Origin of the sequence: Kocuria subflava (genome assembly GCF_012163155.1) — a bacterium.
In the GTDB taxonomy this organism is placed as follows: domain Bacteria; phylum Actinomycetota; class Actinomycetes; order Actinomycetales; family Micrococcaceae; genus Kocuria; species Kocuria subflava.
Genome location: NZ_JAAVUN010000004.1, coordinates 1 through 13,785 on the forward strand (window position 1 = coordinate 1; position 13,785 = coordinate 13,785).

A 13,785-nucleotide genomic window follows, 5' to 3' on the forward strand; every position below is an offset into this window, starting at 1 on the left:
GAAGACCCGACCATGCCTCAGACCCCGTCGACAGTCGCCCTAGCGGCTTGACGAAAACCATAGAGGCACCCCCCTTGGGGGTGGGGGTTTGTGGTGGGGTGTGCTGGTGCTGGTTGAGTGGTCGGTTTCCTGGCCCATCAGCGCTGATCGGCCAGGAAACTGACCACCCAATGGGAGTGATTAGGAACTCTGGTCCCGTAAGCGCCTGGGGGTTGAGGGTACGAAGCGGCTGTGGGTTTCTCGTTGGCAGAGGGTGGTGACTACTTGGACGAGTCACCACCCATTCAAGGCCTCAGGATTGCGCACCTGGGGCCGGCGGCTGGTCCTGGCCAAGAGCCCGGTAGAGGGTGTCCGGGGAGTCCAGGATCTTGCCGGGGTTGAAGTTCTGGCCGGGATCAGCGGTGGCGAACAACCCGCGCATCAGATCTGCGCCGGCGGGGGAGACGTCCTGCTCCATCCACGGGCTGTGCTCTGCGCCCACCCCGTGGTGGTGAGACAGGGTTGCGCCGGAGTCGATGAAGGACTGCTGGATGCGGGTCTTCACCAAGGCGTATTCGTGGTCCACGTTGTCTGAGATCTCAAAGGCGAACGTGAAGTAGAGGCATGCCCCCGCGTGGTACGAGTGGGACATGTGGCTCATGATCCAGCCGGTCTTGCCCAGCTCCTCAAAGGCGGACTGGGCGGCCGCGTAAGCGTTTTTGTGAACCGTGGTCAGCTGTGACCACGGAGCAGCAGTCTCAGACACATCTCCGATCACGCCCTGCTCCAGCAGGAAATCGCGGAGGTAGGGGGTGTCGAACTTCTTCTGATCGTAGAGAGCGCCAGGGCCGGAGCCCAGAATCAGTGCACCCTGGCCCTTGGCAATGCCAGCCACGGTCTTCTTCTTGCGGGCGACGTCGTCCTTGCTGCCCTCGTAGCAGACATAAGCGATGCACATGGCCTTGGTGTCCCAGCCGCGCTTGCGCATGACCGCCCACAGTGCGTCCTGCCCCTTGGCGGAGATGGTCTTCTTGAGGGAAGTAGGAGCCTTCTGCGTGGCCAGAGAAAACTCAGTTTCGTGAGCATCTGAGATCCGGGCGAAAGTGGTGTGCACTTCCGCCTCATGGATCTTGCGCATGGCTGTGAGTCCCTGTTGCCAGGTGGGGAACATGTAGGCGATGACCTCGCGCTGCTCAGCCTCCCGGTGCACCTGCACCCAGAGCTCCGTGATGATGCCCAGGCGGCCCTCAGAACCGATGAACATCTCCCGCAGGGACGGGCCAGTGGAGGTGGAGGGCAGTGGGCGCAACGTGACCAGACCGCCTTGACGGACCACGTTCATGCCGCGGATGATGTCCGCGATGTCCCCGTACTTGTCCGACTGCATGCCGGAGGAGCGTGTGGCGGCCCAACCACCCAGAGTCGAGTGGTTGAAGGAGTCCGGGAAGTGCCCCAGGGTCCATCCGCGGGAGTTCAGCTGCTCTTCCATGTCCGGTCCGAGCACACCGGCCTGGATGCGGGCCAGTCCGGAGGTTTCGTCGATCTCCAGGACCTTGTTCAATCGGCCCAGATCCACGGACACAACGGTCCGCTCCTCTTCCGGGCGCGGTTGCAGGCTGCGAGAGATGCTGGAGCCTCCGCCAAAGGGAATGAGCACCAGATCCAGTTCCACGGCGGCATCCACCAGGGCCTGGACCTCGTCCTCAGAACCGGGGTAGACCACGACGTCGGGAATGCGGTCAAAGCGGTTCTGCAGCGTCTTGAGGATGTCCGTGACGGCCTTGCCTGCCCAGTGGACCACGCGCGTGTGGTCCTCGGTCACGGCGTTGTCCGCACCGACAATCCCATTCAAGATCTCCAACTGCTCCGTGGAGATGCGGGTCTCGGGTACCTGAGCGGTGGCAAAGTCCACGGTGTCGCGCTGACGGGGCCGCAGATCAATGCCGATGGCGCGTTTGACCATGGGTGCGAATGCCGGCTTGTTCTGCCAGGTGAAGAAGACGTTCTCCTCGCCCCAGCCCCACCACTTCTGATGCTTGACGTTTGGCACTACTACCTCATTTCCGTGCGGATTCAGTGTTCGACTCTACGCGCCAATCCATCCACCACCGGAAACCGTGGCCCCGGGTTGCGCCGAACGCGGTCACTGATCGATCAGCGGACGGTACTCCCGGTAGAGAGAGCGCACCGTGGCCTGGATGCGCTCGTTGAAAGCGACGGTTGACTCGTTCTCTCTGACGGTGAGGGGCTCACCAATGGCGACGACGACCGGCGGGCGACCGCGTCTGGGCCAGGAGGTGTCCCGGGGCATGGCCTCGTGTGCACCGATCAGGGCCACGGGCAGGACCGGCACCTTGATGGAGGAGGCAAGTGCTGCAGCTCCCACCTTGAATTCGCGCATGCGGCCGTCCTTGGAGCGAGTTCCTTCAGGGAACACCAGGACGGGGATTCCGGCACTGAGCAACTTGCGGGACAGCCCGCGGTTTTCGCCGGCTCCCTTGCGGTCAATGGGGAAGGCGTTGAACACCAGCTGGGTGAACAGCTTCTTGTACCAGGTGGTGAAGAAGTAGTCAGCGGCAACACCCGTGGCCACGTGCTGACGCAGGTTCACGGGGAGGGAACTCATGATCAGCGGGGCATCCAGGTGGCTGGAGTGATTGGCCACCACCACGCAGGCACCGCTGAGGACCTCAGCACCCGGCTTGCGCTCCACCCGACGCGTGATGGTCCGATCCACCAGGCCGTTGAAGAAGATCTTGCGGGCGATGGCGCGCATACGACGACGCCCCGGATCCGTGAAATGTTCAAGACCGATCTGAGCAGATTCCGCCGGAGGCGCCACTGGTGTGGGTCCGTGGTCCTCAGGGGGAGCCCCGTGGGCATCGATGCTGTCCAGGACGTAGGGCGCAGGCTCCGAGGGCTCCCACGGGCGCCACTGGGAGATGACTTTCAGACGGTCGGTTGCGGGGTTCTTCTGCTGCTCGGCGCCTGCGGCGTCGTCGTCGTGACGTGAATGCGGTTCACCGGAGTGGGCGGTGGGCTCGCGGTCCTGGTCAGTCATGGCTCATGCTTTCTTTTCCCGGGCGCGTGCGCCGTTGAGCAATCCGGAAGCAGTGTGGATGATGGGCCGCGGTGCAACCTTGACCAGCCCCATGAGCACTTTGTACCTCAGGGTCGGTACGGAAATGACCTTGCCGCGGATCAGGTCCTCCAAGGCTTCCTCCACGAGCTTGTCCGCCCGCAGCCACAGCCAGTTGGGAATGGACGAGCCGCTGATGCCGGCGCGGGCGTGGAACTCGGTACGCACCCATCCGGGCAGCAGTGCTGTGACTTTCACGCCGGTTCCCTTGAGCTCCACGGCCAAGGATTCCGTGAATGTGGTGGTCCAGGCCTTGATGGCGGAGTAAGGGCCCATGGACACAGCACCCGCCACGGAGGAAACGTTGAGGATCCAGCCCTCGCCGCGTGCGGCCATGGTCCGGGCAGCAGCCGAGGAGAGCACCAGGACGGCGCGGCACATGACGTCGAATCCGGCGTCCTGAAGATCGTGGTCCGGGCCGGCAATGGGGCCCTTGACAGAGAATCCGGCATTGTTGATCAGCAGATCAACCCGGTGGTCAGCATCCTCAAGACGGGCGGCAACGCGGTCGACGTCGTCGCGGTCCGCCAGATCTGCGGTGATGGTCTCCACGTTGACGCGGTACCGGTCATGGAGTTCATGGGCGAACTGCTCCATGCGGGCGGTGTCTCGGGCAACCAGAACGAGGTCCAATCCACGGCTGGCCAGGGCAGTGGCAAATGCGGCCCCGATGCCGGAGGTTCCCCCCGTGATCAATGCGGTGAACATAGCGCCCACGGTACACTACGGGGGGCGTAGCGTAAGGGTGTCACTGTGGTTCGCGCAGCCCCTGAGACCCTGGAACGTGGCTAGCATGATTGATCACGGCCGTGGCCGTACCGCACACAGAATCACCTGCCTGCAAGGCATGAGGAGAACCGTTGTCTGAGAACACCACCAAGCGAGTCCTGCTCACGGGAGCCACCGGCTTCCTGGGGCAAGCCGTGATGGAACGCTTGCTGTCCTCCGAGGACAACATCCACATCACCGCCGTCATTCGCCCCAAGGGTGAGATCACCGCCCAGACCCGGCTGGAACAGCTGTTCCGCAAGCCGGTGTTCAAGCCGTGGCGTGAGCGTGTGGGGGATGACGAAGCCAAGCGGATCTTCCAGGAGCGCACGGACGTGCTGGAAGGGGATCTGTCTGCGCTGAAGGGCATTGAGCAGCCCTTTGACGTGGTGGTGCATTCGGCCTCCACAGTCTCATTCGACCCTCCGATCGACGAGGCCTTCAACACCAACGTGGGCGGTGCCCTGAGTCTGTACGAGGCCCTGCTGGCCTCCGGTCAGGACCCGCACGTGGTCCACGTGTCCACCTGCTACGTGGGTGGAATTGCCAAGGGTCTGCGCCCTGAGGCACCGATTGATCACGACGTCGACTGGCGCCGTGAATTCGATTACGCCGTTGCCGCCCGTGAAGAAGCCGAACTGGCTTCCAGGACGCCCGAGCAGCTGCATTCCTTCATCGACTCCGCCACCAAGTCCACGGGCAAGCGTGGCCCCAAGTCCGTGGCCGCCTCCGCTGAGGCATCCCGGACGGGGTGGATCACCCAGCGACTGGTGGACCTGGGCCGCACCCGCGCACAGTCCCTGGGGTGGACGGACATCTACACGTTCACCAAGGCCATGGGTGAGCGTGTTGCCGAGGACCTGTGGGGCGGCAACGGACACCGGCTGTCCGTGGTGCGCCCCGCCATCATCGAATCCGCGCTGCGTCACCCGCAGCCCGGGTGGATTGACGGTTACAAGGTGGCGGACCCCCTGATCATGGCCTACGCCAAGGGCGCGCTGCCGGAGTTCCCGGGGCTTCCGGACTCCGTGCTGGACGTGATCCCCGTGGACTTTGTGGTCAACGCCATCACGGCTCTGGTGGTCAACGGACACCGGGGCGAATCACATGGGGATCGTGAGCAGGCCGGCTACTACCAAATCTGTTCGGGTGCCTCCAACCCGCTGCCGTTCCACGAGATGTACGGTTCCGTGCGCGAGTACTTCCTGGAGAATCCCGTGGAGGGTCCTGACGGCAAACCCGTGGTGGTCCCGGAGTGGAGGTTCCCCGCCAACAACGCCGTGGTTCGTTCCCTGGCAGGCAAGGAGAAGCTGGCAGCCTGGGGCGGGCGCCTCAACGCACTGCTGCCCTCCACCAAGCGCACCCTGGAGTGGACCAACTCTCTGCACAAGATGCAGTCCGGCCTGGGTTCCCTGCGCACCTACGTGGACCTGTACCAGAACTACACCCGTACGGAGATGGTGTTCGACGACACCAACACCCGCGCGCTCAGCGCCTCCCTGCCGGAGGGCACCCCTGAGGACCGCACCTTTGACCCCCGGGACATCAACTGGAAGACCTACTGGCAGGAGATTCACCTGCCGGCCCTGACGGAGATGACCCGCGCCTACTCCCGGGCGTCGTCGGCCCGGGCGCGGCGTGCCCAGCGGCCCCGCAAGGAACTGAAGCCCGGTACTGACGTGCTGGCGATCTTTGATCTGGAGGGCACAGTGCTGGATTCCACCGTGGTGGGTCAGTACTTTGCCGTGCAGCGTCGGGTACTGCCTGCCGCCAAGCGTCCCGCAGACCTGATCGACGCCGTTCGCACCACTCCCACTTACGTCAAGGCCGAGCGCCGGGACCGTGGCGAGTTCGTGCGGGCGTTCATGCGCCGATACGAAGGCATGGAGTCCGCCAAGATCCGGGAAGCCGTGGACGGCAAGCTCGGTGAGGACATGCTCAAGGTGCTCAAGCCCGGTGCCCTGGCCCGGATCGAGGAACACCGTGCAGCCGGTCACCGCACCGTGCTGGTGACCGGTTCCCTGGACCTGTTGGTCTCCCCGGTTGCCGATCTGTTTGATGAAGTGATCGCCGGTTCCATGGTGGAGCGCGACGGTGTGCTGACGGGTTACCTGGCCACCCCGCCGCTGGTGGACGAGGCCCGTGCGCAGTGGCTCAAGAAGTACGCCGATGACAACGGGTACGACCTCACGCGCTCCTTCGGCTACGGCGATTCCGTGGCGGACTCCTCCTGGCTGGGGCTGGTGGGCCACGCCTATGCGGTCAACCCGGACATCCCGCTGTACCGGTTGGCCAAGCGCAACCACTGGCCGATCGAGGACTGGAAGAAGCACTGACTCAAACCATGGTTCACCTGCGCGCCCACGCCATCACCGCAGTCGATGCGTGGGTGAACCATGGCTGAAAATCACTCCGCACCCGATCCACGCACCGTCACCACGGATCGCAAGATCATGGCAGCGGTACTGGGGATCCTGACCCGGGAGGGCCCGGGGCGGCTGTCCATCGAGGCAGTGGCGGCGGAATCCGGGGTGGCCAAGACCTCCATCTACCGGCGCTACGCGAACTCAGATGCCATGGTGGACGATGTCCTGTCCCGAGCCCAGAAGCACCTGGCGCCCAAACCACTGGCGTTGGACCGGCAGAACTGGTCACAGGACGACTGGGTTCACGCCCTGGACACCGCACTGCGGGTGTTGATCGAGGACCTCGGAACCGGTATAGCCGTCACCCTGCTGACAGAACCGCATTCGGAGACGTCACGGATCCTACGCAGACACCTGGTGCGCCCGCGCATGGAACAGCTGCTGGAACTGCTGCAGTTGCAGATTGATGCCGGAAAGATGGATGCGGACGTGGACCTGGGCGTCGTTGTCGATTCCCTGCTGGGATCGGCCTATGCCCAGGTGGCACGCGAAGGGAGCCTGCCGGATGACTGGGCGCGCCGTATGCGTGACACCCTGATGCGCTCCGTCGGGTGAACAGACCAGTTAATGGCTTCAGACGTCTCGGCCATAGACATGGCCCACGACGGCGCCGGCGGCCACGATGCTGCCGGCCACCATCAAGCCGAACCCCAGCCCCAACCACAACAGCAGACCGGCACCCACTGCGGCTCCGGCCAGGATCAGGGCCACGGCCGCCACGCGTCGGGAATTGCCCTGCCCCGTTCCACCCGCCAGCCGTGACTCTGCAGCCAAGCCCGTGATGGTGGAGGTCACCACCACCGTGATGATGTCCTGGAGACCGATTTTGCGGGCAGTGGCAGCTTGAGCACCCATGGCCAGCCCCAGGAGTCCGGGAATCGCCTGGCGATAGGCCGGGATGTTGCCAGGCTCCAGAGCCAACCCGAGCCCCAAGGTGGCGGTGATGGCTCCCACCAGCAACATGATCACCGTGGTGCGTGGCCCCAGCCCTTGGGGATTCGGCGCAAAATGCGACCCGCCATGCCTGCACCTGTGAGAAAACCACCCAGAGCCAGCAGCGGCCCCAGCACAGGTAAGCCCTCGGCGCCCATCAGGCCCATGCCAAGGATCACCACGTTGCCGGTCATGTTGGCGGTGAACACACGGTCCAGCCCCAGATAACCCAAGGCATCGATCATGCCCGTGCAGAACGTGAAGGCGAGCATCAGGGCCAGGTGAGTAGCGGAGCGATCCGGTGACTCGGGCCTTGCGCTCACAGCATCACTTGCTCGTCCGGGCGTGACCGCAGCTGCGACTCCACGTAGTCCTCCACCGCCTGACTGGTGGGGACGTCCTGTCGGAGTCGTTCGGACAGGAACCAGCGGTGTTCCAGGACCTCATGCACGATCTCTGCGGGCTCACGTTTGGTGCGCAGGTCCGCGGGAACGGCGGACATGATCTTGGAGTAGACCTCCTGCATCCACAACGCCCCGGTCAGGTCATCCGGCAGGCCGGGGTAGAGGGCGCGTCCGAACTGGGCGATGTCCGTGAGGATCCGGCGGGCCTGGTTCTCACGGGCGTTCATGCCCGTGATGTTGTGCAGCTGCCGGGAATGGTGTCCCGGTTCCACCACGCGGGGGACCAGCTGAACGTAACCGTCGTCGTCGGTGTCCAGGGAGGCTTCTTCGACGTCGAACCCGAGGTCGTTGAGACGTTTGATCCGTTCGGCCACGCGCCAACGCTGCTCGTGCGGGAAGCGCTCCGCGCCCGTGAGTTCAGCCCACAACTTCTGGTAGGTCTCCACGATTCGCTCGGAGGTGATGAACGGGTCCACCGGCACTGGGGCGGAGGAGACGATTTGTGTCAGGGCGGTGGTGGCGGCCGCCGGCTCGTAATGAGCCTTCTCCCCGGTGGTCATGGACGGATCCAGCGGGGGACCTTCGTGGGAGTCGTCATGGAACCCGGCCAGGAGGTCCATCAATTCCCCGGCCACGTTGGTGCGTGCCAACTCGAGGTCGTAACTGCGTTGTCCCTTGGTTAGCTGCGGGTGGAGTTCACCAGTTTCGGCATCCACCAGATAAGCAGCAAATCGACCGGCGTCACGCAGGAACAAGGTGTTGGACAGGGAGACGTCTCCCCAGTAGAAACCGGCAAGGTGAAGCTGCACCAGCAGCAGTGCCAGCGCATCCACCAGCTTGTCCGCGATGTTGGCATCGGGGTGTTCGGAGAACAGCACCCGGTAGGGCAGGGAGAAATTCAGGTGCTCGGTCAGCAAGACGGCCGGCAGTTCCTCGCCATCGCGGCTGTGGCGCTCCGTCACCACGGCAACCGGCACCACGCACGGGGTGCCGAGCTGACGCAGTCGCCGCAGGAGGTCGTATTCGCGGGCGGCATTGCGTGCCGTGGTCTCCTTGGCCGCCAGAACCCGGTCACCCACCTGGGCAAAGCGCACCACGTGTCGGGAGATCCCGCGGGGATAGGCCACCAGGACGTCATCCGGCCACTCCGCCAAGGGCGTCGACCAGGGCAGATCAAGCAGCTCGGGCTGGGGAAAACCCGTTTGGATCTTGACCCTCCTGGCCGACGGCTTCAGATAGCGGCCAGGAGGCGGTCCACTCATGGTGGTGTCCGGGGGGAGTTTTTCCTGCCCGGGGCCCCCTCCCAGGGAGGGAGTGGATGACGGGGAGCCCGCGGTGGCAGAGGTGTCCCAGGGGGCTTGTGGGGAGGAACCCGATGAGGAACTTTGCATGATCATCGAGCCTACACGGGGCACCCGCAGCCGATCAGGGTGCCGAGCCCTTGTCTGTGCCGGTGGGCGGAGCGTCTGAGTTCGTGAGTCCAAAGCATGCATACCGCATGTTGGATATGCTCTGTGCATGACCACTATTCAGGTGCGCAATGTTTCGGAGGCAACCAGCCGTGCCCTCAAGGCCAAGGCCGCGCTGGAAGGGAGATCTTTGAGCGATTATCTGCTGATCGAGTTGGAGCAACTGGCCGCCCGCCCCAGCCGGGCGGAGCTGCTGGCTCGCATTGCTGATCGACCGCCAAAAAACCTGCCCGCGGCTGAGGATGTCCTGGTAGGGGTGCGACCGGCGTCGTGACGCTGGTGGTTGATGCTTCGGCAATCGCCGAGCTGCTGCTTGGAACGCAACGCGGACGTCGAGTGGCCCAAGCCGTTTCCCAGGAGGATCTGGTTGCTCCCCAGCACTTGACGGTGGAGGTGGTCTCCGTTCTCCGGGGCTGGTATCTGGGAGGGCACATCACGGACCAGGAGGCGCGCCAAGCCCTTCAGGAGTTCACACTGCTGGGTGTCAGGGAGTTGCCGGGGGTGGATCTTCTGGATGCAGTGTGGGATCTGCGCAACAACGTCAGTGTGTATGACGCCATGTACGTTGCCCTGGCACGAGAACTTGAGTGCAGGCTCCTGAGCCTGGACGCCAGGCTGATCAAGGCGGTGCCCGGCACCGTGATAGCCCCCTGAAGCACCGTCCCTGCCGCACCGCGTTCCAGGGCTGATTGACCCGACACCCGTTCACGTTTCAACGCGGGTGCGAAAGATGTGCGACACACCACCTCAGATGATCTGCATCACGTGGCGAGGCCCGTAGGTTGGTTCTACTTGCCGCAAGAGCAGCGGTGTACCACTCTCCAACCACGAGGTTCCTCCTGTGACGCCACCACCAGCACCACCGCCACATTCTGCGAACGGGCGGTTGACCCGCCGTCGTCTACTGGGTGCCGCCTCAGGGTTCGGATTGATCGCTGTACTCAGTGCGTGTGGGTCGGGCGGCCAGGGCGGCCTGCCGGTGGGCCCCGGCCAGCTGAGGATCCAGGCCGGTGACGATGAAATACCTGGTCTGCAGCAGATCGCCGAACGTTTCACGGACGCCACGGGGGTCACAGTGGAGTTCATTCAGCGGGAGATCAACGCGCAGTCCATCTCTGACTTCATTGCCCAGGCGCCCATGGGGCAAGCGCCGGACATTTTGATCTCCCCGCATGACAACTTGGGGCAGTTGGCCGCCAACGGGGTAATCGCTTCCGTGGAAATGGGGGACCGGGGCGAGGATTTCACGCAGAACGCGCTGACGGCGGTGACCTACGACGGCGTGAGCTACGGCGTTCCGTATGCCGTGGAATGTGTGGCCATGGTCCGTAATGACGACCTCACGCAGGACGAACCTGAGACTTTCGACGATCTGCGTGCCGTGGGGCGCCGTCTGATGGACGAGCAGGGGCTGCAGTACCCGTTCACCATCTCCCAGTCACCCACCAACGGGGACCCGTACCACCTGTACGCCCTCCAGACATCCTTCGGTGCCGAGGTCTTTGCCCGGGATGAGGACGGCGAATACCTCCCGGAACTAACCATGGGTGGCTCGGAGGGTGAGCAGTTCGCCAACTACCTGGCCGATCTGGGGGAGACAGGAGACCTGCGGACTTCCATGACGCCTGACATCGCCAAGGAAGCGTTCATCAACGGTGAGTCCGGTTTCCACCTGTGCGGTCCGTGGGACCTGGTGGACCTGGAGGCAGCGGAGATGAACTGCACCGTGTTCCCCATCCCGCCGGCAGGCCCCGAGGAGGCGCGTCCTTTTGCCGGCGTGCAAGCCTTTTTTGTCAACGCCAACGGGCGCAATCCCGTGGCAGCCCAAGACTTTGTGACCAACTGGATCACTCAGCCCGAATCTCAATTGGCGCTTTACAAGTCCACTGGGCGGCCACCGGCGTCGTCCACGGCTGTGGAGCAGATGCAGGACGATCCTTGGCGTACGCAGTACGCCGTCATTGCCGAAACTGCTCTTCCCATGCCCGCCATTCCCGCCATGGGTGCGGTCTGGAGCTTCTGGGGAACGGCTCAAAACGCCATTGTGGATGGCCGAGGCGAGCCGCAACAGCTGTGGGAGAACATGATTTCCAACATCGAGGGACAGATCTGATGGCTTCCACCACCCGTTCATCTGCGCCTGAGCCCGCCGGAAACTCAGCGGAGACCACCCTGCCGTGGGGTGCGGGGGACTCCGCGCCCGCCACTGAACCCAAGCGCGCACACTCGCGCGGGTTCGGTGTGGGATTCGTGGTCAAGTTGATCCTGATGGCGTTGATCAACGCCTTTGGCATTTACGGAATCGTTGCCGCATTCGGTGTGGGCAGCTGGGCCATTGCGGTGTTCCTGATTCTGGCGTTGATTGCCGCCAACCTGATCTATTTTCTACCCGGTAGGCGGATCCTTCCGGCCAAGTATCTTTTCCCCGGGCTGATCTTCCTGCTGGTGTTCCAGGTGTTCGTGATCCTTTACACGGGATACACGGCGTTCACCAACTACGGTGACGGCCACAACGGCACCAAAGAAGATGCCATTGCCCAGCTGGAGCAAACCTACGAACAACGGGTGGAGGGCTCACCCCAGTACCCGGTAACAGTGCTGAGCAGCGACGACGACGGTGCGCTTGCCCTGGCCACCCTCCAGGACGGCCAGGTGCTGGTGGGTTCCCAGGACACTGCCTTGGCGCCGGCTGCGAACGCGGAATCCTCCGACGGTTCAGTGACCGCAGTGGATGGTTACGAGGTCCTGGACTACGCAGAAACCGTGAACTCACCGGAGCAGCTTGCTGAGCTGCGAGTTCCGGTGTCCGATGACCCCGCAGACGGTGCCTTGCGGACTGCTGATGGGTCCACAGCGTTTGCCTACACACCCACACTGACCTACGACGACGGTCAGGACGCCATGGTTGATGCCGATGGCACCGTGTGGGCGGATCAGGGAACGGGTGCCTTTGTTTCTCCTGATGGGGAAGAACTGCGACCCGGCTGGCAGGTGTTCGTTGGATTCGACAACTTTGCTGCGGTGTTTGATCCAGAGGTCATTGGCGGTCCGTTCCTGTCCGTGACGTTGTGGACCTTTGCATTCGCGCTGATTTCCGTGGCTTCCACGTTCCTGCTGGGGTTATTGCTGGCGATTCTGCTCAACGACAAGAACCTCAAGGGCCGCAACATCTACCGGGCCATCATTTTCATGCCGTACGCCTTCCCCATGTTCCTCTCCGCCTTGATCTGGGCCGGGTTGCTGAACACGGATTACGGGTGGGTCAACCAGGTTCTTCTGAGCGGGGCCGGTGTTCCGTGGCTGGAGGATCCGTGGATGGCGCGGCTCTCCGTGCTCTTGGTGAACCTGTGGCTCGGATTTCCCTACATGTTCTTGATTTCCACGGGTGCTCTGCAGTCCATCCCGGAGGAACTCTACGAATCAGCTGCCATGGACGGGGCCGGCCCCGTCCGCCGGTTCCGCTCCATCACCTTGCCCATGCTCATGGTGGCGGTGGGACCTCTGCTGATCGCGTCCTTTGCCATGAACTTCAACAACTTCAACGTCATTTACCTGGTGACACAGGGTGGTCCGCAGGATCTGGACTCCACCACCGGGGTTGGCGCCACGGACATCTTGATTTCTTTTGTCTACAAGATCGCATTCTCCGGTGGCACCAATGACTACGGTTTGGCGGCAGCGCTGTCCATCTTGATCTTTGTGATGGTGGCCGTGGTGTCCCTGCTGACCTTCCGCCGCTCCAAGGCTCTTGAGGAGATCAACTGATGTCCAGCGCAACCACTCAGCCGCAGACACAGCGCGGGCGTAAGCGCAGAACCAAGGCCGGGCGTTCCAACGCGTGGTGGCGTCACGTGGTGGCGCTGATCATGTGCGTGTTCGCGCTGTTCCCCTTGGTCTACGCGCTGTCATCTTCCCTGTCAGAGGCAGGATCTTTGATGGGTTCCAACCAGCTGTTCGCCACGGTGACAGGGGCCAATTACCAGCAGTTGTTCTCCGATCCGCAGACGCCGTTCATGCGGTGGTTTGTGAACTCACTGGTGATTGCCGGTGCCACTGCCCTTGGCACCACTCTGATGGGCGCGGCAGCGGCTTACGCGTTCTCCCGTTTCCGTTTCAACGGGCGCCGCAAGGGCCTGATGTCCTTGCTGGTGATCCAGATGTTCCCGCAGCTGTTGGCGTTTGTGGCCATCTTCTTGCTGCTGTTCGCCATCTCCGGGGTCTATCCGTTCCTGGGGCTGAACTCCCGGATGGGCTTGATCGCCGTGTATCTGGGTGGTGCCTTGGGTGCCAACACGTTCCTGATGTACGGGTTCTTCAACACGATCCCGCGTGACATTGATGAAGCTGCCACGATCGATGGCGCCTCGCATGCGCAGATCTACTGGACCATGATCCTGCCGTTGGTGCGCCCCATCCTGGTGGTGGTGGCCATGCTGTCCTTCATCATGGCGTTCTCAGACTTCCTGCTGGCACAGATTGTGCTGCAGGACCCCTCCCAGTACACGCTGGCGGTTGGCCTCTACGAATTCGTCTCCGTGCAGTTCGGTGAGGACTGGGGAGTGTTCAGCGCAGGGGCCATCATTGCCGCACTGCCCGTGATGCTGCTGTTCCTTTTCCTGCAGCGCTACATCGTGGCGGGCCTGACGGGTGGTGCCGTCAAGGGGTGA

Annotated in this window: 11 protein-coding genes and 1 pseudogene; 7 read left to right on the forward strand and 5 right to left on the reverse strand. The window is 63.3% G+C overall.

Translation table 11 applies throughout. The features are described from left to right. Positions 1-292 precede the first annotated feature (292 nt). The 3 genes from GTW58_RS03260 to GTW58_RS03270 all read right to left on the reverse strand — a co-directional run bounded on the left by GTW58_RS03260 (position 293) and on the right by GTW58_RS03270 (position 3,826). Positions 293-2,029: an FAD-binding oxidoreductase gene (locus tag GTW58_RS03260; RefSeq protein WP_119932383.1), complete on the reverse strand. Its 1,737-nt coding sequence runs from the start codon at positions 2,027-2,029 to the stop codon at positions 293-295. Positions 2,030-2,122: 93 nt separating this feature from the next. Continuing rightward, positions 2,123-3,040: a lysophospholipid acyltransferase family protein gene (locus tag GTW58_RS03265; protein ID WP_119932382.1), complete on the reverse strand. Its 918-nt coding sequence runs from the start codon at positions 3,038-3,040 to the stop codon at positions 2,123-2,125. A 3-nt stretch (positions 3,041-3,043) separates the two neighbouring features. After that, positions 3,044-3,826, reverse strand: coding sequence for an SDR family NAD(P)-dependent oxidoreductase (locus GTW58_RS03270; protein ID WP_119932381.1), 783 nt, complete (start codon positions 3,824-3,826; stop codon positions 3,044-3,046). 152 nt (positions 3,827-3,978) lie between these two features. Here GTW58_RS03270 and GTW58_RS03275 point away from each other — a divergent pair, with 152 nt between their 5' ends. Then, complete coding sequence (locus GTW58_RS03275; protein ID WP_119932380.1) at positions 3,979-6,222, forward strand: SDR family oxidoreductase; 2,244 nt, start codon at positions 3,979-3,981, stop codon at positions 6,220-6,222. A 60-nt stretch (positions 6,223-6,282) separates the two neighbouring features. Next, a complete protein-coding gene (locus GTW58_RS03280) occupies positions 6,283-6,867 on the forward strand; it encodes a TetR/AcrR family transcriptional regulator (protein ID WP_119932379.1) in 585 nt (194 codons plus the stop codon). An 18-nt stretch (positions 6,868-6,885) separates the two neighbouring features. Here GTW58_RS03280 and GTW58_RS15080 read toward each other — a convergent pair. Together GTW58_RS15080 and GTW58_RS03290 are read right to left on the reverse strand one after the other, a co-directional pair. Next, positions 6,886-7,517 (reverse strand): annotated as a pseudogene (locus GTW58_RS15080) (YoaK family protein). A 47-nt stretch (positions 7,518-7,564) separates the two neighbouring features. After that, entirely contained in the window at positions 7,565-8,911 is a 1,347-nt protein-coding gene (locus GTW58_RS03290; protein ID WP_119932397.1) for a DUF4032 domain-containing protein, read from the reverse strand. A gap of 256 nt (positions 8,912-9,167) precedes the next feature. Here GTW58_RS03290 and GTW58_RS03295 point away from each other — a divergent pair, with 256 nt between their 5' ends. The 5 genes from GTW58_RS03295 (at position 9,168) to GTW58_RS03315 (ending at position 13,785) form a co-directional block, all read left to right on the forward strand. Further along, a complete protein-coding gene (locus GTW58_RS03295) occupies positions 9,168-9,392 on the forward strand; it encodes a FitA-like ribbon-helix-helix domain-containing protein (protein ID WP_197052107.1) in 225 nt (74 codons plus the stop codon). Beyond that, positions 9,389-9,772, forward strand: a complete 384-nt coding sequence (locus GTW58_RS03300) for a type II toxin-antitoxin system VapC family toxin (protein ID WP_119932378.1) — start codon at positions 9,389-9,391, stop codon at positions 9,770-9,772. The genes GTW58_RS03295 and GTW58_RS03300 overlap by 4 nt, the downstream gene beginning before the upstream one ends. 325 nt (positions 9,773-10,097) lie before the next feature. Continuing rightward, positions 10,098-11,231, forward strand: coding sequence for a sugar ABC transporter substrate-binding protein (locus GTW58_RS03305; protein ID WP_342453290.1), 1,134 nt, complete (start codon positions 10,098-10,100; stop codon positions 11,229-11,231). Continuing rightward, positions 11,231-12,883 carry an ABC transporter permease subunit gene (locus GTW58_RS03310; protein ID WP_119932376.1) on the forward strand — a complete coding sequence of 551 codons (1,653 nt, stop codon included), beginning with the start codon at positions 11,231-11,233 and terminating at the stop codon, positions 12,881-12,883. The genes GTW58_RS03305 and GTW58_RS03310 overlap by 1 nt, the downstream gene beginning before the upstream one ends. Next, complete coding sequence (locus GTW58_RS03315; RefSeq protein WP_047688358.1) at positions 12,883-13,785, forward strand: sugar ABC transporter permease; 903 nt, start codon at positions 12,883-12,885, stop codon at positions 13,783-13,785. The genes GTW58_RS03310 and GTW58_RS03315 overlap by 1 nt, the downstream gene beginning before the upstream one ends.